Source organism: Idiomarina tyrosinivorans, assembly GCF_003987475.1.
GTDB classification, from domain to species: Bacteria; Pseudomonadota; Gammaproteobacteria; order Enterobacterales; family Alteromonadaceae; genus Idiomarina; species Idiomarina tyrosinivorans.
Map to the genome: position 1 here is coordinate 50,668 of NZ_PIQH01000007.1, position 23,724 is coordinate 74,391.

Genomic DNA, 23,724 nt, shown 5'->3' on the forward strand with positions numbered 1-23,724 from the left:
GTGTTACTGTTGTGCGGCCAATTTGCTCAATAATTGGTTGAGGTCGGACTGAACGCCGCCCGCGGTGACCTGTTTTCCTGCCCCAGGACCGCTGATAACAAGTGGCATTTCTGAGTACCAATCGGTATAAATGACAAAGATATTTTCGCCTGGAATTAAGTTGGCGAGCATATCTCCTTCAGGGATATCTTCGACACCTACTTTGGCTCGCACGCGGTTGTTTTCGTCGACCGAAAAACTTGCCAATAGCCGTGGGACATTTTCAGCGGCTTTTGCTTTGGCGTAACGCTGCTGGATCGGTTCATCCAGTTCATCGACGCGTTGTAAGAATTCTGCCAACGGAATTTGCTGCAGGTGTTCTGGCACTAAAGACGTGACTTCTACATCTTTCCAGTCCAGTGACAGCCCTATTTCGCGTGCCAAAATTAAAAGTTTGCGAATGAGATCTCGGCAGGATAAGTCTTCGCGCGGGTCAGGTTCAGAATATCCGCGCTTTTTGGCTTCCAGCACAAGATCACTGAACTTTGTGGTTTCGTTAAAGTTTTCAAATAACCAAGATAGGGTGCCCGAAAAAATCCCCGAGATACTGCGAATTTCGTCGCCGGAATTACGCAAATCGTTAATCGCGTAGTTTAATGGTAGCCCCGCGCCAACGGTGGTGTTGTAAAGCCATTCACGTTTGTACTCGCGTTGAATGGTGCGGATTTCGCGGTACAATGGCTCGTCGGCACTACCAGCGCGCTTATTCGCCGCAATAATGTGCATGCCGTTGGCAAAGAAGCTGGGGTATTGCTGGGCCACTGCTATAGCATCGGTTAAATCCATCATCACTAATTCATCATAGGGTGCGTTTGGCAGTTCGCGGATGAGTTCACTCATCACGTAGGGACGGGCTAAACGCTCGAAACTGTCTTGCCAGCCATTTAACTCAACACCGCTATAATCCAGCCACAAACGCGTAGAGTTACAGATACCTATGACCCGCACGTCCATCATTTGGTTAATGCGGTCGCGTTGTTGGTTAAACAACTTCAACCATTCACTTCCAATATTACCGCGCCCAACAACCAGTACCCCAAGGCTACGGCGATAGGTAAATAATTGACTATGAAGGCGGTTGAGCAAACGGTTATCCAAGGTTTGCTCCAAGATGGCTATCGCCGAGTTACCGTCGGGGCTGAAACCGAAACGTTTAACTCGCTGCTCACCCAATTGGCGTTTAAAGGTGGCAAATTCATCGGTCTCTTGAATCCGATTACCCACTAGCGCAACAAGGCTGTAGCCGTGAATTTGTTGAACATGCTCAGAACCCGGTGCAGCGGCAAACCAACGATTAAGAAATTCCACATGGTTTTGGTGAAAGGCTAAATATTCGTGTTGATTTTCTGGCTCGGTCCAGCGCACAAGTGGAGTGAGTTCGAGCTCGTTAATGGCATCGATTAACGCCTTATCCGCGAGTTCAACGCGGAACAAGGCAACATCAGCCAGTGAGGTCAATACCTTGCCGCGCGGTTCGGTATTCTCGTATTGGCCTATCCGTGTCTGTTGGTTTTCGACCTTTAAGCTGGAGCGCACGGAGATGATCATGCGTTCGCGGTCGACTGGTTGGAACGTGCGTGGGTGCAATACTGGGCTACCCAAGCGAGCTAACTCTTCGGCTTCGTGCCAGTCCAATGACGGTAGACTGACGACCCGTTCCACTTTGCGTGGGTCGGCTGAGTATACGCCCGCAACATCTTTCCAAATGGTGACTTGTTTAACATCCAGCAAGCTACCGACAAGTGTCGCTGAATAATCACTACCGTTGCGGCCTAAAATCAGCGAGTGGCCTTCTGGATCGCGGGCAATAAAGCCAGTGATAATAAAGCGTGTTCCTGGATGTGGAGCAACCCGTTCTAACAGCGCTTGGCGTGACGGTTGAACACGAATAAGCGGCTCCGGGGCGTCGTCTGCTAACAGAAAATCGCGCGCATCAATATGGTCAGCGCGCATACCCTGTTTGCGCAGCAGTGCGGCTAATAAGCGTGCGGACCACAGCTCGCCATAAGCCAGCAGTTCAGGTTTACGTTCAATCGTCTCTTCGCCGGCTAACCAGCGGCGCCAACGAGCGAAATCCTGCTGTGACCATTGCATTAGCTGCTGTGCCAAATCGCCACTGAGCAAATCAGTGATCAAGCCTTGCTGGTAGCGTTCTAATTGGTCGAGCAGAATAGTGGCCGCATCGCCCTGTTGTTGCTTCGCGTCGATGATAGCAAGAATGCGGTTGGTGGTGTCGCCAGCAGCAGAGACCACAGCGATATCGCTGGCCCCGGAAAATTCGGTTAGAATGCGCGCCACGCGGCGGTAACAAAAGGCGTCAGCTAAACTACTACCACCAAACTTGTGCACTTGCACGTTATTGGCGACAGCTTCTGCTTGGGCAGGAGAAACAGCATTCATTGCAGTCATGAGTCGACGCGACTCCTTATCGGGTCAAACGGGCCAAAACTTTGATTATACGTAGGGGTGTCGCGGCGTCAAAAGGATTTACCCATTTTTAGCCATCTAGCCGTATATATTTGACCAAATTCTGCAATCAGGTAAAATCCACTACAGTTTACAGGGTTTTAGCGTCGAGGCGAGCAATATGAAGTGGAATGGCGAGTATATTTATCCTTATGCCGAGCACGGCAAAAAGAGCGAGCAGGTAAAAAAGGTCACAGTGTCAATTCCAACGCGTGTGTTAAAAGTGCTCACCGACGAACGCACCCGTCGGCAGGTGAAAAACTTGCGCCACGCCACCAATAGTGAGTTACTCTGCGAAGCTTTTTTGCATGCGTTCACTGGGCAACCTTTACCCACCGATGACGATTTACAAAAAGCGAACCCTCACCGCATTCCGCTAGCCGTTCGGGAAGAGCTCGAAGCGCGTGGCTTGCCCATTCCCGAAGACGACATTATTAACGACGATTAGTCACCACTGGACGGCGCGTAATTTTCTGGCATTTCAATCCGCGCAGCGCCCGATTCCACCGCGGCTTTAGCCACTGCCGTTGCCACCCGTTCGCATAACCTCGGGTCTAATGGCTTAGGAATAATATAGTCGCGGCCAAAGCTTAATGCCTCCACGCCCGCCGCTTTCAATACCGATTCTGGAACGGGTTCTTTCGCAAGCTCACGAATCGCCTCAACCGCGGCAATTTTCATTTCATCGTTGATGGCATTTGCCCGAACATCAAGCGCCCCGCGGAAAATAAACGGGAAGCACAGCACATTATTCACTTGGTTCGGATAGTCTGAGCGACCCGTTGCCATAATCACGTCATCACGCGCTTGCAGTGCCAGCTCTGGTTTGATTTCTGGATCAGGATTGGAGCAAGCGAAGATAATTGGGTTGTCCGCCATCAACTTTAGTGACTCTGGCGGCAGTAGGTCTGGGCCTGACACGCCAACAAAAATATCTGCGCCTTCAATTACATCATCGAGTGTTCGCTTATCGGTATTATTGGCGAACAGCGATTTATATTCGTTCAAGTCTTCCCGCCGAGTATGAATAACCCCTTTGGAATCCAACATATAAATGTGCTCGCGCTGGGCACCGCATTTTATTAATAATTCCATGCAGGCAATCGCTGCGGCACCGGCGCCCATGCAAACGATACGGGCTTGCTCAAGTGATTTACCTTGAATCTCCAAGGCGTTCAACATCCCTGCGGCGGTCACTATTGCAGTGCCATGCTGGTCATCGTGAAAGACAGGAATGTTGCAGCGTTCGATCAACGCCTGTTCAATCTCAAAGCATTCTGGGGCTTTGATGTCTTCCAGGTTGATGCCGCCAAAGGTATCGGCAATATTCGCCACTGTATTGATAAAATCTTGCGTGGTGCGATGATTCACCTCGATATCAATGGCGTCCAATCCGGCAAACCGCTTAAACAGTAATGCCTTGCCCTCCATTACTGGCTTCGATGCTAGGGGTCCCAAATTGCCTAAGCCGAGGATTGCGGTTCCGTTGGTGATCACCGCAACCATATTACCTTTAGCGGTATAACGGTACGCTGTTTCTGGATCAGCGGCAATTTCACGAACAGGCTCAGCCACCCCGGGACTATAGGCGAGTGCTAAATCTTTACTGGTTTCCGCAGATTTAGTGATGGTAACCGAGATCTTTCCAGGTTTAGGTTGGGCGTGATAGTCGAGCGCTTGTTGGCGAAAATCGTTGCTCATAAGTGATCGGTGTCCTGACGCTTAGTAGAAAATGTCAATAATGCTTTAGTGTAAAACCTTTCAGGTAAATAACAGATCGTACCTGATAGGCTAGGCGGTAATCGTCAAATTGCAAGGTTGCTGAAAATAACACCATGCTGAATTCCTTAAACAGCATAACTTTGGCGCAAGGCAGGCATAAAAAAAGGCGCTTTTTGGCGCCTTCTTAGTATTCGTTCGATTAATTCGACGTTTTACAGTGTTTAGGCTGTTATTTCTTGCCCAAAACGCCAAAACGTTTTTTGAATTTGTCAACGCGACCACCAGTGTCCATTACACGCTGTTTACCAGTGTAGAAAGGGTGGCACTCTGAACATACGTCGATGTGCAAGTCTTCAACGCGAGTTGAGCGCGTTTCGAAGCTATGACCGCAAGAACAGGTCACTTTGATCGCTTCATACTTAGGATGAATACCTTGTTTCATGGGGTTACCTCAAGTTGGGCCGCATCGCTATCCGATCCAAAGCCGGACACCATGCGCAAAAAAACATCAATGGTTTAAGAGCGGCGCATTCTAGTGGATCTTGCAGCAAGGATCAAGCACAAACGATGCTTGTATTCTGCCTAAGCGCTCCGCACAATAACGCTATGATCGCCAGCCACTAGGTACACTGTTATATGCAGGCTAGTCTGCGGCGTGTGCGGCTAGCATTGCCGGTACCACTACGCCAATATTTTGATTACGAAATCCCCGAAAAGTTCCCGCTACCCGCAGTGGGGGCTCGGCTACGGGTTCCGTTTGGGCGCCGTAACGTGATTGGCTTTTGTGTGGCACAACAACCCCAAGACAGTCCAGCGGATATGTCGTGCAAAGCGATCAGCGAAATTATTGATAGCGAACCATTATTGCCTGCAATGATGTGGCAACTGTGTGAGTGGGCGGCAGATTATTATCACCATCCGCTGGGTGATGTGTTGCAACAAGCTATTCCTGCCCTTTTACGCAAGGGTGAGGCGGCACAATATGCCAGCCAGCGCGTGCTAGCAATAACCGCAGCGGGGACTAAGGTTGATAGTAGCGAAATTGCACGCGCGCCAAAACGCCAACAGTTATTGCAGCAACTACAACAGCAACAACAGTTGGCCATAGCGGATGCTCCGAAACAGCAACGGCAACCGTTAATTGATGCTGGTTGGGCTGAACAGATAGAGCAGGTAAAAGCCGCGAGTCGCTGGCGGTACCAACGCGCCGAACAACCGTTAACGTTGAACCAACAACAAGCGTTAGCGGTCAGTGCCATTAACCAAGCAAAGGGTGCAGAAACGTTTTTGCTCGATGGTGTAACTGGCAGCGGTAAAACCGAAGTTTACCTGCAAGCGATTGAGCAAGTGCTTGAACGCCAACAGCAGGTGCTGGTACTGGTGCCAGAAATCGGTCTCACACCACAAACCCTAGCGCGTTTCCGTAACCGCTTCGCGGTGCCAATTGTGATGCTGCATTCTGCATTGACTGACCGGGAACGGCTGGATGCTTGGCTAGATGCGAGCAATGGCAGCGCGGCGTTAGTGATTGGCACGCGTTCGGCGATTTTCACACCGTTTAAATCATTGGGATTGATCGTTGTGGACGAAGAGCATGACTTGTCGTTTAAACAACAAGAAGGCTTCCGTTACAGTGCGCGTGATCTTGCGAGTAAACGCGGCCAACTGGAGCAAGTGCCGTTGGTATTGGGTAGTGCTACGCCCTCGTTTGAAACGTTGAACAACGCTATCCAACAGCGTTTCCGCTGGCTACCGCTGAACAGTCGAGCAGGCGGTGCGCAACCGGTTAAGCAACAGCTGATCGATTTAAAGCAGCAGCGTATGAATGCCGGATTATCAGAACCCCTGTTGGAGATGATCAAAAATACCCTGGCCAAGCATCAGCAAGTGTTGTTATTCCTCAACCGCCGCGGTTTTGCGCCAGCCCTGATGTGCCATGAATGCGGCTGGCTAGCGAGTTGCCAGCGTTGTGATGCCTATTACACCGTGCACCATGGCATTCGCCAGTTACATTGCCACCATTGCGGTGCCCATCGGCCCATACCCAAGCAATGCCCACAATGCAGTAGCTTAGAATTGATGACCCAAGGGATAGGCACCGAACAGGTTGAGCAGACCCTTAGCCAGCTATTTCCAGAAACCTCAGTATTGCGTATTGATCGTGACAGTACGCGGCGTAAAGGCAGTTTGGACACCTACTTAAAGGAAGCGACGGACAATAAGCATGGCATTCTGGTAGGGACGCAAATGCTCGCCAAAGGCCACCATTTTCCGCAGGTGTCGCTGGTTGCTTTATTGGACGTTGACGGCGCACTCTATAGTGGCGATTTTCGGGCTGCAGAGCGACTGGGGCAGTTATACACGCAGGTCGCTGGGCGTGCAGGACGCGCACAGCATCAGGGCTACGTGGTGCTGCAAACCCACCACCCTGAGCATGAGCTGTTACAAGATCTGCTCAATAACGGCTACAGTCACTTTGCCTTGTCGGCAATGACGGAACGCCAACAAGCACAGTTGCCACCCTTTGCGCACCTCGCCCTGTTTCGCGCTGAAGCACTGCAATTAGACGCGGTGCATCAGGCATTGCAGGATATTGCTAACCAGTTTCCCGCGGTAGACGGCGTGAATGTGTTAGGGCCGATGCCGGCACTCATGGAGCGCCGTGCCGGAAAGTACCGCATGCAATTACTGATTCATTGCACTTCTCGGGCGCTACGTTATCAAGTATTGAATCACGTTTTAGCGCGATTAGCGGCGATATCCAGCTTGAAACAGGTCCGTTGGAACCTCGATATTGACCCGCAAGACTTCAGTTAGCGGCGGGAAACGGTTTTTTTTAGCGCAGGAAGCGATTAAACTACCCTTTCTCCAGATTTTTATACCCATAAACGCGTTTTAAGTAGGTAGTCGCACGCATGAAAGACCAGATTGAGCAGTTACTCGCCAGCGCTGTCGCGCAATTGCAATCCGATGGCATTCTTCCGCAGTCGGTGCAACCCCGAATTCAGCTCGATCGACCTCGTGACAAATCACACGGTGATTTTGCGACCAACCTCGCGTTAATGATGGCAAAGCCAGCGGCAATGCCGCCACGGGATCTCGCGCAGAAACTCATTGCCGCGATTCCAGCGAATGAGCTGCTGGAAAAAACCGACATTGCAGGCCCAGGCTTTATTAACTTTACCCTCAGCCAACAGCAATTGTTAGACCAACTACAAGCGATGTATAGCAGTGGGCGGTTAAATGTGCAGCCTGATGCCGATAGCAAAACCATCGTCATTGACTATTCCTCGCCCAACCTTGCCAAAGAAATGCATGTGGGTCACTTGCGCTCCGCCATTATTGGTGACGCCGTATCACGCGTGGCAGAGTTCTTGGGCCACAAAGTCATTCGCCAAAACCATGTGGGCGATTGGGGTACGCAGTTCGGCATGTTGCTGGCGCATATGGAAGAGTTAGATGCCGGTGAACAAGCTTACGAGCTGAGTAACTTAGAGACGTTTTATAAAGCCGCGAAAAAGCGCTTTGACGACAGCGAAGCGTTCGCGGACCGCGCGCGTGAATTAGTGGTTAAGTTACAGTCCGGTGATGACTACTGTTTGAAGTTATGGCACCAATTTATCGATGTATCACTGGCTCATTGCCAAGAGGTTTATGACCGTTTAGGGGTCAAGTTAACCCGTGCTGACGTGATGGCTGAAAGTGCCTATAACGATAAACTCCCCGGTGTTATTGAGCACCTTAAAGCACGTGATCTGTTAGTGGAAGATCAAGGTGCGCAGTGTGTTTTCTTGGATGAATTTAAAGGCAAAGAAGGCGACCCACTACCGATTATTGTGCAAAAGCGTGGCGGCGGCTACTTGTATGCGACTACCGACTTAGCAGCAATTGAATATCGTCAGAAGACGCTGGGTGGTGATTACCTAATGTATTTTGTTGATGCACGTCAATCGCTGCACTTCGAACAAATTTTTACCTTGGCGCGTAAAGCGGGCTTTGTGGAAGGTGATATCGATTTAGCACACTTTGGTTTTGGCACAGTGATGGGTAAAGATGGCCGCCCTTATAAAAGCCGCGACGGTGGTGTTACCAAGCTTGCTGATTTATTAGATGAAGCCGAGCGCAGAGCATTGGATTTGATGCAGAGCAAAGGTTCGTCATTGACCGAGGAAGAACAACAAGCGGTTGCCAAGGTGGTCGGTATCAGTTCAGTGAAATACGCTGACCTGTCGAAAAACCGTACCAGTGACTACATCTTCGACTGGGACCTGATGTTGAGCTTTGAGGGTAATACCGCACCGTATTTGCTGTACGCGTACACTCGGGTCAACAGCATTTTCGAGAAACTGGGCACAGACCAACGTTATCAAAACGCTGATTGGCAGCTTGCTGATGAACGTGAGTTAGCGCTTGCTAACCAGTTGGTGCGTTTTAACGAAGTGCTCCATAGCGTTTACCAAAAAGCGATGCCGCACTTCTTATGTGGCTATTTGTTCGAGTTGGCTGGCAAATTCTCGAGCTTCTACGAGGCCTGCCCAATTTTGAATAACGACGATCTGGCGGTTCGTAACAGCCGCTTGAAACTCGCGGCACTGACAGCGAATACGCTACGTCAGGGCTTACAACTGTTAGGTATTCCAACACTGGATAAGATGTAACCATGGATTACGCTAATCGCGGCCGACCGCAGCGTCCGAAGAAACCTAAAAAAGGCGCTAAGTCGAACGCCAAAAAAGCCTCGGTGGCACGGCGCCCAGTGCCTTGGTTGATCGTGTTATTAGCCATCGCCTTGATAGCGTTATTTAGCTATTTCTTGATCAGTATAAATGGCGAAGGCGACAAGCACCCAGCTACTGTGACGCCACCGGCAGCCCAGACAAAGCCGCAACAGCAGCTACCGGAAAAGCCGAAAGAACGCTGGCAGTACATTGAAGCGTTGGAAAATAAAGAAGTCGAGGTTGATGTTCCCGAGCGCGAACTCGGCCCACCAAAACTCATGCAGTGTGGCTCATTCCGACAGCAGACAGATGCCGAGCAGTTGAAAGCACAAATTGCGATGGTCGGTTTGGAAGCGAAAATTTATCCCTCCGACGGCGATTCAGGACGTTGGTACCGAGTGGTCTTGGGGCCCTACAAAACTAAACGCGCTGCCGAGAGCGAACGGCACAAACTGCAACGCAATAAAATTTATGGCTGTGCCATTTGGAATTGGAACCTCGACTAATCTGTCGAGGTTCTCTTGAAATCTCTGCTTTGCATCCTCACATAGTCCCTATCGCGCCGACCAAAGGGTCGGTAAAAAGCTAACACAGCGAGAGGGTATCGATTTGACCACGATAGTATCAGTACGCCGCGGCGATAAAGTGGCAATAGGTGGTGATGGCCAAGTATCACTGGGCAATACCGTGATGAAGGGCAATGCGCGCAAAGTGCGGCGGCTGTATCACGACCAAGTATTAGCAGGGTTTGCTGGCGGAACCGCCGATGCCTTTACCCTTTTTGAACGTTTTGAAGCAAAGCTTGAACAACACCAGGGTAACTTGATGCGGGCAGCGGTAGAGCTTGCCAAAGATTGGCGAACCGACCGTGCTTTGCGACGCTTGGAAGCGTTATTGGCTGTTGCCGACAAAGAAACCTCACTGATCATTACCGGTAACGGTGATGTGGTGCAGCCAGAAAATGATCTTATCGCGATTGGCTCTGGCGGCCCGTATGCACAGTCAGCGGCGCGAGCGTTGCTTGAAAATACCGAGCTGCCAGCGCGCGAAATTGTCGAAAAAGCCTTAACGATTGCCGGCGATATCTGCGTCTACACCAATGGTTTCCAGACCATTGAAGAGCAGGATTCTATTGCCGCGAAATCAAAATCATAGGGGAAGTATTACGATGTCGAACATGACCCCACGGGAAATCGTTGACGAACTGAACCGCCACATTATCGGCCAAGATAACGCAAAGAAGGCCGTTGCCATCGCGTTACGTAATCGCTGGCGCCGGATGCAACTGGACGATGAATTGCGCGGCGAAGTGACGCCAAAAAACATTCTAATGATTGGTCCAACCGGTGTTGGTAAAACCGAGATAGCACGCCGTTTGGCGAAGCTTGCGCGGGCGCCCTTCATTAAAGTTGAAGCCACCAAATTCACTGAGGTGGGTTATGTGGGTAAAGAGGTTGAGTCGATTATTAAGGACTTAACCGATGTCGCAGTAAAACAAACGCGCGAAGAAATGATGCAGAAAGTACGTTTTCGTGCCGAAGAAGCGGCGGAAGAACGTATTTTAGACGTGCTATTACCGCCGGCTAAAGGTGGCTGGGATAGCGACAATAAAAGCACCGACGAGCAAAAGCATAGCCGCCAGGTATTCCGCAAGAAATTGCGTGAGCATCAGCTAGACGACAAAGAAATTGAAATCGATTTAGCGATGCCGCAGATGGGCGTGGAGATTATGGCGCCCCCGGGCATGGAAGAAATGACCTCGCAGTTGCAGAGCATGTTCCAAAACATGGGCAGCCAAAAAACCAAACCGCGGAAGATGAAAATCAAAGACGCGATGAAGCAGTTGGTGGAAGAAGAAGCGGCGAAAATGTTGAACCACGAAGAGGTCAAAGAAAAGGCTATTGAGTCGGTTGAGCAAAACGGCATTGTCTTTATTGATGAGGTCGACAAAATTTGCAAACGGGCCGACAGTGGCGGTGGCCCTGACGTCTCTCGCGAGGGTGTGCAACGTGATCTACTGCCTTTGGTTGAAGGAACGACGGTATCGACCAAACATGGCATGATCAAAACCGACCATATTTTGTTTGTCGCCTCCGGCGCATTCCAAATGAGCAAACCGTCAGATTTGATTCCTGAGTTACAGGGGCGTTTGCCTATTCGCGTAGAGTTAGACGCGTTAACCAGCGCCGACTTCGTGCGTATTTTGACCGAGCCAAATGCGTCGTTGACGACGCAATACAAAGCGCTGCTGAAAACCGAGGGCGTGGATGTGGCGTTTGCTGAAGATGGTATTCAGCGCATTGCGGAAATTGCGTTCCATGTGAACGAGACGACTGAGAACATCGGCGCGCGCCGGTTACACACGGTATTGGAGCGGTTAATGGAAGAAATCTCCTTTAATGCCACCGACTACCATGGTGATGTGGTGACCATTGATGCGGCTTACGTTGACCAGCATATTGGTGAATTGTCGCAAGACGAAGATCTAAGTCGCTTTATTCTTTAACGCTGTAGGGTGCGCCGAACAACGGATTGTTCGGTTGTGCCTGATGCGTCGGGCGAGGTTTAACTGCCTCGTCCAACCATCGACTCAAATGCTTTTGTGAGACAGGCGCAGAGTGAAAATAGCCCTGCGTTAAATCGCAATCCAGCGCCTGCAAAATGCGCAACTGCTGTTCCGTTTCTACGCCTTCCGCGACAACACTTTTGCCCAAGCCGTGGGCCAACCGAATCAGGGTTCGTACAATAGTGGTGTCATCTCGTGATTGATCCAGCTCATGAATAAAACTGCGATCGATTTTGATTTTTTGTATCGGCAATTTGCGCAGATAAGCGAGTGAAGAATAGCCGGTGCCGAAGTCATCAATGGCAATGCTAAAGCCGGCATCGCGTAATTGACTGATCACGTTCATGCCGTTGTTGATATCCGACATTGCCACACTTTCGGTAATTTCTAGCTCCAACTGATGGTGCGGTATGTGGTATTGCTGGGCCAATTTATGCAGTTTTTCCACCAGTGCAGCATGCTGAAAATGGGGCGCTGAGAGGTTTACTGCAATGGGCCAGGTGCGTTGGTATCGTTGTTGCCAACGCTGCAGCAGTTTGGCTGCATTCTCTAAAACCCAGTCATCCAGCTCAATAGATAAGCCTAACTGTTCGATGTAAGGCAAAAACTCCGCCGGCCCCAGGACTCCTTGTTCTGGATGATTCCAACGAATGAGCGCTTCAAAGCTCACCGTCGATTGGCTCTGGGTGGAGAACTGCGGTTGTAAATAGAGCTCAAATTGGTCGGTCTGCAGGGCATGTTTGAGTACGGGCTCCAAGTCGACCAAGCGGGTGTATTCATCGTCCATGCCGCGCTGGTAAATCACCGTCGCTTCATTGCTCTGCCCTTTGGTTTGCGCCAACGCTACGGTGGCTTTGTTGAGCAGTAATTCAGCGCGATGACCATGTTGAGGATAACGCGAAATACCAATACCGCAATGTACAGAAATGTTTTTGCCATCGACGTTAAGCGGCGCATTGACGGTGGCGCGCAGTTGTTCGGCCAGGTCGATAATGAACGACTTGCGTTTTAAATGATTAAACACCACGGCATAGACATCACCGCCAATTCGCGCCACCGCCAGGGGTTGCGGTTTAATTTGGATTAAGCGGTGCGCAATTTCTTTCAACACCCGGTCGCCACCGCGTAAACCTAATGTTTCATTGATGGCTTTAAAGCGGTTCAAGCCAATCAGCATCACCGTTAAGTGACGGCCTGATGAGCGACAGGATTCTATCAGTAAGGGAATTTTTGACACCAGCTGTTCGCGATTGGGCACGCCTGTGAGCGAATCGTGGGTATTCAAATATTCTGCTTGTTGAATAGCGACAACGGCGCTATCACGCTCGGATTCCAATAGCCAAATCACTACCCCAAGCGCAGCCGCGGCTACAAATAAGCAATTCAGTAAACCCTGAAAACTGAGCAATAATAAATTCGCCAGCTCATCTTGAGTGACTGCAATAATGATCAATAAGCCGAGATTTTTTATCCCGACGGCAATAAAGGAGCCGCTGATCAATCGTGGCCCAAGTCCCTGTTTAATCCGGTTTAGCAAAGCAAAGCCAATCACCACTAAAGCAATGCCCATGGGAAGAAACTTGCTGACTAACATGCCGAAGGATGGAACCCCAGGCCTGAGGTGATGGCTAGATAATGTGTAGGTTAACACCGCAATGGCAACCGCCACGGCATAACACAATAAGCGTAGCTTTAAGCCCAGTTGCCGTTGGTAAAGAATGTCGATGGCGCCGATGGTCAGTAAGGTGATGGCTAAATAAAGCGACGTATGAGCCAGGCTCTTAAGTAACGAAAAGCCTTCGCTGCCGAGCCAGTGAGCATTAATGAGATCGCTAGAAAAACCAGCAAATGCCAGTTGATTGAACGCGAATACGGCCGAGGCGATCGCCCAAAAACGCAAGTATACATGTCCGTATAGCTGAAAGTAGTAGCGAAGAAGAAAACTCAGACCGAAAAGTAACAGTGCTTGGATGGCGTAACTAAAGGTCGTAACTGTCAGGCCTGTGAAAACGTCAAAATCTGCCATGAATGCTAAATAGTTATTTTTATCATTATTATTATGTCCATGATTAAACGGGTTTTCTTGCTCGACATCAAGAGATATTAACAAAATGTTTCAGCCGATTATTGTTATTTGCCAACGCTTGCTTTTGTGATTGCGGGTTAGCCGTTATACTCTGCTATGTCGTAGCCGCTTCAATGGGAAGGCGAAACATGGAATACAACACTTCAGAACTCTGTGATTTATACCCCGACATGGTCGATGTCGTGGAGCCGTTATTTGAACACTTTGGCGGCCGTAGTTCGTTTGGTGGCCAATTAGTGACGATCAAATGTTATGAAGACAAAGGGATTATTGAGGAAACTGTCCAGCAGGACGGTGGCGGTAAGGTGTTGTTGATCGATGGTGGCGGTTCTACGCGGCGCGCACTTATCGATATCGCGATTGCTGAACAAGCCATGGATAACGACTGGGAAGGCATCGTATGCTTCGGCTCGGTGCGCGACGTTGATGCCCTAGAAGAGCTTGATATTGGTATTTTAGGGGTCGGTTCTATTCCGGTCGGTGCCATCAGTGAAGGCATCGGTGAAGTTGATGTGCCGGTGAATTTTGGCGGCGTAACCTTTTTGCCTGAAGACCACTTATACGTGGATACCACCGGAGTGATTCTGTCACCAGAAGCGTTGGATTTAGAGTAGTTATGCAGCAAGTACCTTTGCAATTACCCTCGCCAGCGCATTGGGTAAGCGCTCGTGAGGGCGAAACCAAGGTCGGTCAAGCTATCCATCTGTTACCCGTAGAGGGTGACTACCAACAGCAGATCAACGATGCCTGGCAACAAGGCCGGCGGATTGCTGTACTCGGTATTCCAGAAAGTATTGGCGTGAAAGGCAATTTGGGTCGCGCTGGTGCGGAGTTGGGTTGGCAGGCATTTTTGCAAAGTTTTTTGAACCTGCAAGCAACCGGCATTATTCCCCTCGATGAGTTGCTCTTGGTAGGCGCGGTAGATTGTGATGATATTCAGCAGCAAGCTGAGGCGTTAGATCCCAACGAACAAACCGAGCTAAACCGTATTCGTGAATTATGTGGGATTGTCGATGGCCGTGTTAAGGCGGTTGTCGAGCCGTTATTTGAGGCTGGCTTTGAAGTTATTGCGATTGGCGGTGGGCATAATAACGCCTACCCATTGCTAACCGCGTTAGCGCAAGCCACCGGACAATCTTGCGGCGCTGTTAACTTAGATCCCCATGCCGACTTTCGCCCGCGAGAGGGGCGCCACAGCGGTAATGGGTTCAGCTATGCCTATACCGAAGGTGCGTTATCTGCCTATCACGTTTTAGGCCTACACGAAGCCAAAAACTCGGTCCAAAGCTTACGTCAAATGTTCGATGCTGGCGTGCGCTACGACGCCGTCCACCAGTTATTGACCGAGGGTTTCGCCAACGCACTCGATAGCACTATGAGTCGCGCGGTTTCTTGGCAACGCCCGCTTGCTATTGAAGTCGATGTGGATGCGATTAGCCAAGCGCCTGCCAGCGCCATGAACTACACCGGGGTGACGTTCGCGGATGCATTTAGCTACGTTAGCCGCCTTGCTGAAGTCGCTGAAGCACGCTATTTACACCTTGCCGAAGCAGCACCTGGATTACATCCTGCTGGTGAAGCGGAAGGTCGGCGCGCTTGTGGGCAATTGCTCAGCGAACTGGTATTAGCCTATTTTCAAGGGCGGCGTCAGCGTTAGCGGGGACGCCCTGCCAACCAAACCTGTTGCAGTGGATTAACACCATACTGGTAAGCAAGCTCTGCAGGTTCGCTAATGTCCCACAGTGCCAAATCGGCTCGCATCCCTTCGGCAATCACGCCTCTATCGTTAAGTCCCAGAGCCTTGGCGGCATTCACTGTGACTCCTCGTAAGCAGGCTTCCGGGGTCATTCGGAAAATGGTCGCGCCCATGTGCACCATCAACAGCAAGCTATGAAGCGGTGATGAACCAGGGTTGGCATCGGTGGCTAACGCAATAGGAACTTCCGCGGCTAGTAGTGCTTGAATAGGTGGATATTGCGTATCGCGAAGGAAGTAAAATGCCCCCGGTAACAGCACCGCAACCGTGCCGGCTTGCTTCATCGCGGCAATGCCTTGTTCATCCAAGTGTTCTAAATGGTCAGCCGATAACCCCTGATATTTTGCCGCCAGTGCGGCGCCACCTTGATTGCTGAGCTGCTCGGCATGCAACTTTATTGGTAATTGACGTTGCTGCGCCGCTTGGAAAACGCGCTCGGTTTGCGCCGGTGTGAAACCGATGGATTCACAAAACGCATCGACCGCATCGACGAGCCCTTCCTCGCTCAGCGTTGGCAAAATGGTGTTGACGATTTCATCAATGTAACCGTCAGCGTTGCCTTTAAACTCAGGGGGAACGGCGTGGGCAGCTAACAACGTTGTTTGCACATTAATTGGCAGTTGTTCGCCAATTTGGCGGGCGACTTGCAGTTGTTTGCGCTCATTTTCTAAATCTAAACCATAGCCTGACTTGATTTCGACAGTGGTTACGCCCTCCGCCATCAGCGCTGATGCGCGGGTTTTACCGAGTTGCAGTAATGTTGCTGCATCAGCCTCGCGGGTTGCACGAACGGTGGCGGCAATCCCTCCACCTTGTTCGGCAATTTGTTGGTAGCTTACGCCGTGCAAGCGCTGTGCAAACTCATTGGCACGCGAGCCGGCCCAAACCAAATGGGTGTGACAGTCGATAAGACCCGGGGTTAAGCAACCGCGTTGACCATCAATACGCTGTCCGGCTTGGTACTGAGGCGCGGCGTCGGCTGCTCCGACCCAACGAATATGCTCGCCGTCAATTAATACCAACGCATTGTCAATGAGTCCGTAACCGTCGCCTTGCATGGTGGCGACACGGACATTATGGATTGCGGTAGTCACTTGCAGCGACATAGTGGTACTCCCTTTGATTGCTAGCAATTCAGTGCGTTAGCATAACAAACCCGATTTCATCTTGTATAGACAATTTAGTTTTCTTACACTAGATCACCCTGTCGCCTCGCAGAGGGAACCGGTAATGGCGAAATTTTCACAGATTAAGCAGTTTATTTATCAAAAAATTGAATCCGGCGATTGGCCAGAAAACCACCCAGTGAGTTCGGAAAATGCTTTGGCAAACCAGTTTGCAGTCAGTCGCATGACCGCTCGCCGAGCGTTGCAAGAACTTGCTGACGAAGGGTTAGTTATCCGTACCCAGGGATCAGGCACCTTTGTGGCGCCAATTAAGTCGCAAACCTCGTTTATGGCGATTCGCAATATTGCCGACGAGGTACGCTCTCGCGGCCACCGTTATCGCGCCAAAGTTCATACTTTGCGCGAAGAAACGGCAAATGCGCACGTGGCGGCAGCATTGAATATTGAAACCGGTGCCGCAGTGTTCCACTCGGTGGTTAGCCATTATGAAGATGAGCTTCCGGTACAGGTAGAAGAGCGCTTCGTGAATCCCCAATTGGTGCCAGATTATTTGCGCCAAGATTTTAGTAAGGTAACGCCGCATGAGTATTTGTGTGTGGTCTCACCGCTGACTGAAGCGAGCCACCAAATTGAAGCGGTACTACCGTCACCGACCCTGTGTCACTGGCTGATTTTAGACAAACCAGAGCCGTGCTTGCGGATTATCCGCCGCACTTGGAGCTCTGAAGGCGTAGTAACGTTCGCTACGCTCACCCATCCAGGTTCTCGCTTTCAACTAGGCGGGCATCTGACATTTAACGGTTTATCGAATACCACCAAGGAGTAGCTACATGGCATTCACACGTTTAGACAAGAGTCGCAAAATTATCGCGCCTCGTGGCAGCGAGTTGACCACCTGTAACTGGCAAGTCGAAGCCGCCAAGCGGATGTTAATGAATAATCTTGATGACGAGGTCGCCGAGCATCCACAAGCGTTGGTGGTATACGGTGGTATCGGTCGTGCTGCACGCAGTTGGGAATGCTACGACAAAATTATTGAGACACTTGAACGGTTAAAGCCGAACGAGTCGCTATTGATTCAATCCGGTAAGCCGGTCGGGGTGTTCCCAACCCATGAAGATGCGCCACGAGTGCTGATTGCCAATTCAAACTTGGTACCGAACTGGGCGAATTGGGAACACTTTAACGAGCTCGATAAAGCCGGCTTGATGATGTACGGACAAATGACCGCGGGTTCGTGGATTTACATCGGTTCGCAAGGCATTGTGCAAGGCACTTACGAAACCTTTGGTGCGGTTGCACGCCAGCACTTTGATGGCGAAGCGAAAGGCCGGTGGGTGTTAACCGGTGGTCTTGGTGGCATGGGTGGCGCGCAGCCATTGGCTGCGACCATGGCAGGCTTCTGTATGCTGGCGGTAGAGTGTGATGAGTCACGCATCGATTTCCGCTTACGTACGGGCTATGTTGACCGCAAATCGACCTCACTCGATGATGCGCTAGAGCAAATTAACCAAGCGTTAGAGAAAGGCAAAGCCATTTCAGTGGCGTTATTGGGTAATGCAGCAGATGTTTACGACGAGTTGGTGAAACGCAACATCACCCCAGACGTTGTGACCGACCAAACCTCAGCGCACGATCCATTGCACGGTTATCTGCCACAAGGCTGGACGCTGGAGCAGTATCAACAGCAGCAGCAAGAAAATCCACAAAAGACGGTAGCACTGGCGAAGCAGTCAATGGCCGTACAAGTAAAAGCGATGTTAGCACTACAGCAGCGCGGCGCGGCCACCTTGGACTATGGCAACAACATCCGCCAGATGGCAAAAGATGTTGGGGTAGACAACGCCTTTGATTTTCCAGGCTTTGTGCCAGCCTATATCCGTCCACTGTTCTGTGAAGGTATCGGGCCGTTCCGTTGGGTTGCGTTGTCAGGTGATCCGGAAGATATCTACAAAACCGACCAGAAAGTGAAAGAACTGATTCCGGATAACCCGCACCTGCACAATTGGTTGGACATGGCGAGAGAGCGGATCAGTTTCCAAGGTCTACCAGCGCGAATTTGCTGGATTGGGTTAAAAGATCGTGCGCGGATTGCCAAGGCGTTTAACCAAATGGTGCGCAACGGCGAATTGAAAGCGCCGATCGTGATTGGTCGTGACCACTTAGATTCAGGCTCGGTTGCCAGCCCGAACCGGGAAACGGAAAGTATGCAGGATGGTTCCGATGCGGTATCGGATTGGCCGTTATTGAATGCCCTATTGAACACCGCTGGTGGCGCTACGTGGGTTAGCTTGCACCATGGTGGTGGCGTGGGTATGGGCTATTCGCAACACGCTGGTGTGGTGATTGTTGCGGATGGTAGCGATGCCGCCGAACAACGGTTAGGCCGGGTGTTGTGGAATGACCCCGGTACAGGTGTTATGCGCCATGCCGACGCTGGTTACGATATTGCTAAACAATGTGCCAAACAACAGGGCTTGGATTTGCCCATGTTAGACGCCGAATAAGGAGAGATGATGAAAGACGTGGTACTCCAACCCGGTCATTTAAGCCTGAGCGATTTGCGTGAGGGCTATTTTTCGCGGGCGACCTATCGCCTTAGTGAAGACAGCGAACAAACTATTGAGATATCGGCGCAGACCGTTGCCGATGTTTTAGCACAAGGGCGCGTAGTGTATGGCATCAACACAGGTTTTGGGCTGTTAGCTAATACCCGCATTCCAAAAGACAAGCTCACCGATCTGCAACGCCGCATCGTGCTGTCGCATGCTGCCGGTACTGGCGAGCTGATGAGCGATGACGTAGTACGCCTGATGTTGTTGCTGAAAATCAACTCGTTGTCGCGGGGCTATTCTGGCGTGCGCTTAAAAGTGATCAAGGCGCTGTTAACCTTGCTTAACCAGCAAGTGTATCCTTGCGTACCGGCGAAAGGCTCGGTCGGTGCATCGGGTGACTTAGCACCACTTGCACACCTCGTGCTGCCATTGTTAGGCGAAGGCGAAGTGCGGATCAATGGCGAACGCATGGACGCGAAAAGCGGGCTTGCTAAAGTGGGCTTAGAACCGTTTGAATTGGCCCCGAAAGAAGGTTTGGCACTGTTGAACGGTACCCAAGCCTCCACCGCGTTGGCGTTGGCAGGATTATTTGCCACCGAGCGGGTATTCGGTGCGGCGTTGATGGCTGGCTCGATGTCTGTGGAAGCGGCAATGGGTTCACGGACCCCATTTGATGAACGCATTCACGCGGTACGCGGGCAGCCAGGACAGATTGCTGTGGCGCGCTACTTCCGTGAGTTGCTCAGCGATAGTTCTGAAATTGCCGCAGCGCATGAAGACTGTGAAAAAGTCCAAGATCCTTACTCACTGCGCTGTCAGCCACAGGTCATGGGCGCGGTGTTGGATCAAATCCATCACGCGGCGGCAATTCTTGTGCGTGAAGCCAATGGGGTAACCGACAATCCATTAGTGTTCTCTGAGCAACAAGACATTCTTTCTGGCGGTAACTTCCATGCCGAGCCAGTGGCGATGGCGGCGGATATTCTTGGTATTGCCTGCAGCGAGATTGGCGCGTTGTCAGAGCGCCGTTCCGCATTGTTGATTGATAGCCACCTGAGCAATCTGCCAGCGTTTTTGGTCAATGACGGCGGCGTTAACTCTGGCTTTATGTTGGCGCAAGTAACGGCGGCGGCATTGGCGTCTGAAAATAAAACGTTAGCACACCCGGCTTCAGTGGATTCGTTGCCAACCTCTGCCAACCAAGAAGACCACGTGTCGATGGCAACGTTTGCTGCACGCAAGCTCAACGAAATCGCGCAAAATGTGGCGGGCATTGTTGCCATTGAGATACTTGAAGCAGCGCAGGGAATGGACTTCCGTCGTCCGTTGAAGTCGTCCGAGAAAGTCGAAGCCGGTTTTGCGGCGGTTCGCGCGGAAGTACGATTTTATGATCAAGATCGGTACTTTTCGCCTGACATCGAAGCCATTACTCGCCTAATTAACGAAAATGGCTTCGCCAAACCGTTGCAGTCGTTGGATCTGTTCCAACACTAATCGCGCGGCGCAAGCACCACAAAGCGGCCGGTGAATTCAGCCACCGGCCGTTCTTCCGAGAGCACTTCTGCGCGAATCAATAAATGCGCATTTTGACCTTGCTCAAGGTCACTAAAATCTCCTTGAATATCGGCGAGCTTCGCCAACGCACGAGGGTCTTCAGTGACTGGCTTGCGGTATTTTATTTGGCCGTCGGCCAAAACAATACTGCCTGGCAAGCCGCGTTCCTGTAGCTGTAAGTGCAGCAATCCCCAACAGGTCAGCGTGGCTTGTGAATAAATGCTGCCGGCAAACATGGTGTTATGGACATTGATATTACGGCTTAATTGCGCACGTGTTTCAAATACTCGTCCGGTGTACTGGTGAATTTTTATCGCCATCGCGTCAGAAATCGGAATCTTTTGCTGCCATTCGTTTTGTAATTCGGCACACCACTCAGGCCGATAAATAATCCGGTTTACCTCACTAAAGGTTTTACGCAATTGATATTCTGCTTGCGGTCCACCCACTGCTGCACTGTCATCATTTAGCTGATAGCCGCACTTCTCGTAAAAGCCGAGTGTTTCTTTGCGCGAATTAATGACGATTTGTTGCGCACCCTCTTGGCGCGCTGCGGTTTCTAAGGCAAAAATAATAGCCACCCCATGACCTTGTCCGCGCTCGTCTGGGTCAACCGCCATATAGCGAATTTGTGCCTCTTCAGGGCTGTTAAAATGTAATCGTCCGACAGCCAACACTTTGCCGTCATCGTCGACTAACATACGGTGATGGCTGAGCTGATCGTATTCGTCTTGTTCTGAACCTAGCGGCCGTTGGAAAGGTTCGCGTAGCACACGCCAACGCAGGTGGAAATAGTCAGCAAACTGCTCTGGCGTCTCTGGCGTTATGATCTGGCTCATTCGGTTACCTGCAGGGAAAAGGTCACTGGCCCATCGTTGACCAACGACACTTGCATATCTGCGCCAAACTGCCCAGTGGCAATGCTCAGTCCTTGCTGGCGCATGGCATCGCAGAATGCATGATATAGGGTTTTAGCTTGTACCGGCGTGGCAGCCGTTGAGAAGCCTGGACGCCGGCCACTGCGAGTATCGGCGGCTAGGGTAAACTGTGATACCACTAAAACTTCGCCTTGGGTATCGGCGACGCTCAAATTCATCTTGCCTTCGGCGTCATTAAACATCCGATAATGTGCGACCCGGTTGGCCAGCTTGTTGGCAACCGCGACGTTGTCTTCACGTTCAACACCCAATAGCACCAACATGCCGTTACCAATGGTGGCGATAGTCTCTTGTTGCACGTTCACGCTAGCGCGGCTGACGCGTTGTATCAGTCCAATCATTAGAGTGCCAGAGTTGCTTTAGGAATGACTATGGTCGGCTAATCTATTGCCGAGGTCAACGAGGCATTTGGCAATTGCGGGTTCGCTGCTCGCATGGCCCGCTCCAGCAACCCAATGTAGCTCAGCGTTAGCGAGTTGTTGAGCGACTCGCCAAGCTTGATCCGGTGCGCAGACAATATCTTGTTGGCCATGCACAATGTATACGGGTTTATCTTTCAACGCTTTCAACCGTTGTAACAAAGGCTTCTTCTGCAAGAATAGCTGGTGATGAAAGTAATGTAACTCAATTAACGCCATATTTAGTGTATTAGGGTGGTTAGTGACGTAATCGTGCAGATCGTTGCGAGCATGGATGGCGCTTAATCGCAGTTCGTAGTAACACCACGCTTGGGCTAGCAATAGGCGCTTAGGATGGCGTGGGTTTTTGAGCGCGTGGTAGAACTCCGAAATGAGCTGCCGTGCACTGCCATCTAACTTCACCTCGCTATGCTCGGTTAAGGCATGGGTGAGTTGTTCATAGGCTTGTGGGAAGCTTCTCGCCGCGGCGTTGTCTGCTGCGTACATCCAATCGATATCGCAACCGCGGCCTAAAAACACCCCGCGTAAGAGTAAGCCATTGACGCGCTTGGCAAAATCGCAGGCATAAGCGAGCGCGAGGGTGCTACCCCAAGAGCCGCCGCTGACCACCCAGTTGTCGATGTTGAGCAATTGGCGTAATTGTTCAATGTCGGCCAGTTGGTGGTCGGTGTCGTTATTGGTTAGGCTCGCGCTGGGCCGAGAATCGCCACAACCGCGCTGGTCGAAGGTGATAATGTGCCAACGCTCAGGATCATAGAAACTCGCATGATAATCCGCAGAGGCCGCACCAGGGCCACCATGTAAGTGCAATAGTGCCGGCGCATCAGGATTACCATAGCGGTAAAAGGCAATTTCATGCTGGGCGTCGGCGGTTTTGAAATGACCACTGGCAAACGGCTTGGTCACAGGATAGATGATGCCGCGACTAGTCTTGCTCATGATCAAACTCTTCTAAGCTAATGGTTAATTCAGCCCCCACCAGAACCACTATCCAAGATAGGTAAATCCAGACAATTAACAATGGGATGGTTGCCAGCGCCCCATAAATTGCTTGGTAGGTAGGAAAATGCTTAATGTAGAGGCTAAATCCTTGCTTACTGAGTTCGAACAGAATCGCGGCTAAGCCCGCGCCCCATGCCGCGTATTTGATCTTCACAATACGGTTAGGGACCATAATGTAAAGCAGCATAAACGCCGCAAAAGAGGTCACAATCGGTACGATCACGAGCATGGTACTGCGCACCCCAGACACATAAGCATCAGCATACTGGCTTAGGCTGATAAGGTAAGAAGTGGCGGCTAGTCCAGTACCAATTAATACCGGGCCTAAGGTAAGAATCATCCAATAAATCGCAAACGAGACGGTGAATCGACGTTTGCGGTGGTTACGAAAAATACGGTTGAGGGTTTTGTCGATAGCTGAAATCAGCATGACCGCGACAACAAACAAAAAGCCAATCCCGACCGCCGTCATTTTTGAGGCATTACCGACAAATTGGTTGAGGTGGCTGCGCAGTTGTTCGCCAGAGGTTGGCAATAAATTCGCAAACAGTGCTTGCTCAATATTCTCACGCAGCCCTTCGAACACAGGGAACGCGGAAAAGATGGTAAAGGTGACCACCAGTAACGGCACCAAACTGAGCAGGCTCACATAGGCTAAGTGCCCAGCGGTAACCGTGATTTGGTCGCGCAAGCAGCGGTCGACAAAATACCGCAGCAACTGTTTGCCACGTTGGTAATGGGTGAGTGAGGACTCGGCCTCTGCATCTTGATGGGGC

General features: G+C 50.9%; 20 protein-coding genes. 11 read left to right on the forward strand and 9 right to left on the reverse strand.

Features of this window, described 5'->3' with window-relative positions; genetic code table 11:
* Positions 1 to 3: 3 nt before the first annotated feature.
* Positions 4 to 2,448: a bifunctional aspartate kinase/homoserine dehydrogenase II gene (locus tag CWI84_RS08120; RefSeq protein ID WP_126842093.1), complete on the reverse strand. Its 2,445-nt coding sequence runs from the start codon at positions 2,446 to 2,448 to the stop codon at positions 4 to 6.
* A gap of 178 nt (positions 2,449 to 2,626) precedes the next feature.
* On the opposite strand from CWI84_RS08120, the gene metJ reads away from it, so the two are divergent.
* The gene (metJ, locus tag CWI84_RS08125; protein ID WP_126842094.1) at positions 2,627 to 2,953 is read left to right on the forward strand and encodes a met regulon transcriptional regulator MetJ; all 327 of its coding nucleotides are present in this window, start codon (positions 2,627 to 2,629) and stop codon (positions 2,951 to 2,953) included.
* Here metJ and CWI84_RS08130 read toward each other — a convergent pair.
* Entirely contained in the window at positions 2,950 to 4,206 is a 1,257-nt protein-coding gene (locus tag CWI84_RS08130) for a malic enzyme-like NAD(P)-binding protein (protein WP_126842095.1), read from the reverse strand. The genes metJ and CWI84_RS08130 overlap by 4 nt on opposite strands.
* 250 nt (positions 4,207 to 4,456) lie before the next feature.
* Positions 4,457 to 4,669 (reverse strand): 50S ribosomal protein L31, encoded by a 213-nt coding sequence (gene rpmE, locus CWI84_RS08135; protein ID WP_126842096.1) that lies wholly within the window; start codon positions 4,667 to 4,669, stop codon positions 4,457 to 4,459.
* Positions 4,670 to 4,863: 194 nt separating this feature from the next.
* Here rpmE and priA point away from each other — a divergent pair, with 194 nt between their 5' ends.
* The 5 genes from priA (at position 4,864) to hslU (ending at position 11,451) form a co-directional block, all read left to right on the forward strand.
* A complete protein-coding gene (gene priA / locus CWI84_RS08140; protein ID WP_126842097.1) occupies positions 4,864 to 7,044 on the forward strand; it encodes a primosomal protein N' in 2,181 nt (726 codons plus the stop codon).
* Positions 7,045 to 7,142: 98 nt separating this feature from the next.
* On the forward strand, positions 7,143 to 8,885 hold the full coding sequence (gene argS / locus CWI84_RS08145) for an arginine--tRNA ligase (RefSeq protein ID WP_126842098.1): 1,743 nt from the start codon (positions 7,143 to 7,145) through the stop codon (positions 8,883 to 8,885).
* A 2-nt stretch (positions 8,886 to 8,887) separates the two neighbouring features.
* Positions 8,888 to 9,451 (forward strand): SPOR domain-containing protein, encoded by a 564-nt coding sequence (locus tag CWI84_RS08150; protein WP_126842099.1) that lies wholly within the window; start codon positions 8,888 to 8,890, stop codon positions 9,449 to 9,451.
* Between the two features lie 103 nt (positions 9,452 to 9,554).
* Positions 9,555 to 10,100, forward strand: coding sequence for an ATP-dependent protease subunit HslV (hslV, locus tag CWI84_RS08155; protein WP_126842100.1), 546 nt, complete (start codon positions 9,555 to 9,557; stop codon positions 10,098 to 10,100).
* A gap of 13 nt (positions 10,101 to 10,113) precedes the next feature.
* On the forward strand, positions 10,114 to 11,451 hold the full coding sequence (gene hslU, locus CWI84_RS08160; protein WP_126842101.1) for an HslU--HslV peptidase ATPase subunit: 1,338 nt from the start codon (positions 10,114 to 10,116) through the stop codon (positions 11,449 to 11,451).
* On the opposite strand, the gene CWI84_RS08165 is transcribed toward hslU, so the two are convergent.
* Positions 11,441 to 13,537 (reverse strand): putative bifunctional diguanylate cyclase/phosphodiesterase, encoded by a 2,097-nt coding sequence (locus CWI84_RS08165; RefSeq protein WP_126842102.1) that lies wholly within the window; start codon positions 13,535 to 13,537, stop codon positions 11,441 to 11,443. The genes hslU and CWI84_RS08165 overlap by 11 nt on opposite strands.
* Before the next feature lie 188 nt (positions 13,538 to 13,725).
* Between CWI84_RS08165 and rraA the strand changes: the two genes are divergently transcribed.
* The gene (gene rraA / locus CWI84_RS08170; RefSeq protein WP_126842103.1) at positions 13,726 to 14,211 is read left to right on the forward strand and encodes a ribonuclease E activity regulator RraA; all 486 of its coding nucleotides are present in this window, start codon (positions 13,726 to 13,728) and stop codon (positions 14,209 to 14,211) included.
* Between the two features lie 2 nt (positions 14,212 to 14,213).
* The gene (locus CWI84_RS08175; protein ID WP_126842104.1) at positions 14,214 to 15,254 is read left to right on the forward strand and encodes a formimidoylglutamase; all 1,041 of its coding nucleotides are present in this window, start codon (positions 14,214 to 14,216) and stop codon (positions 15,252 to 15,254) included.
* On the opposite strand, the gene hutI is transcribed toward CWI84_RS08175, so the two are convergent.
* On the reverse strand, positions 15,251 to 16,459 hold the full coding sequence (hutI, locus tag CWI84_RS08180; protein WP_126842105.1) for an imidazolonepropionase: 1,209 nt from the start codon (positions 16,457 to 16,459) through the stop codon (positions 15,251 to 15,253). The two genes, CWI84_RS08175 and hutI, sit on opposite strands and share 4 nt — an antisense overlap.
* Positions 16,460 to 16,583: 124 nt before the next feature.
* Here hutI and hutC point away from each other — a divergent pair, with 124 nt between their 5' ends.
* The 3 genes from hutC to hutH are packed head-to-tail and all read left to right on the forward strand — an operon-like array spanning position 16,584 to position 20,529.
* Positions 16,584 to 17,306: a histidine utilization repressor gene (hutC, locus tag CWI84_RS08185; protein WP_126842106.1), complete on the forward strand. Its 723-nt coding sequence runs from the start codon at positions 16,584 to 16,586 to the stop codon at positions 17,304 to 17,306.
* A gap of 4 nt (positions 17,307 to 17,310) precedes the next feature.
* The gene (gene hutU, locus CWI84_RS08190) at positions 17,311 to 18,987 is read left to right on the forward strand and encodes a urocanate hydratase (RefSeq protein WP_126842107.1); all 1,677 of its coding nucleotides are present in this window, start codon (positions 17,311 to 17,313) and stop codon (positions 18,985 to 18,987) included.
* Positions 18,988 to 18,996: 9 nt separating this feature from the next.
* Positions 18,997 to 20,529 carry a histidine ammonia-lyase gene (gene hutH / locus CWI84_RS08195; RefSeq protein ID WP_198674499.1) on the forward strand — a complete coding sequence of 511 codons (1,533 nt, stop codon included), beginning with the start codon at positions 18,997 to 18,999 and terminating at the stop codon, positions 20,527 to 20,529.
* Here the strand turns inward: hutH and CWI84_RS08200 are convergent.
* The 4 genes from CWI84_RS08200 to CWI84_RS08215 are packed head-to-tail and all read right to left on the reverse strand — an operon-like array spanning position 20,526 to position 23,666.
* Complete coding sequence (locus CWI84_RS08200; RefSeq protein WP_126842109.1) at positions 20,526 to 21,428, reverse strand: bifunctional GNAT family N-acetyltransferase/hotdog fold thioesterase; 903 nt, start codon at positions 21,426 to 21,428, stop codon at positions 20,526 to 20,528. The genes hutH and CWI84_RS08200 overlap by 4 nt on opposite strands.
* Positions 21,425 to 21,868, reverse strand: a complete 444-nt coding sequence (dtd, locus tag CWI84_RS08205) for a D-aminoacyl-tRNA deacylase (RefSeq protein WP_126842110.1) — start codon at positions 21,866 to 21,868, stop codon at positions 21,425 to 21,427. The genes CWI84_RS08200 and dtd overlap by 4 nt, the downstream gene beginning before the upstream one ends.
* A gap of 18 nt (positions 21,869 to 21,886) precedes the next feature.
* On the reverse strand, positions 21,887 to 22,885 hold the full coding sequence (pip, locus tag CWI84_RS08210) for a prolyl aminopeptidase (protein WP_126842111.1): 999 nt from the start codon (positions 22,883 to 22,885) through the stop codon (positions 21,887 to 21,889).
* Positions 22,872 to 23,666, reverse strand: coding sequence for a virulence factor BrkB family protein (locus CWI84_RS08215; protein WP_241968763.1), 795 nt, complete (start codon positions 23,664 to 23,666; stop codon positions 22,872 to 22,874). Before CWI84_RS08215 ends, pip begins: the two co-directional genes overlap by 14 nt.
* Positions 23,667 to 23,724: the final 58 nt, after the last annotated feature.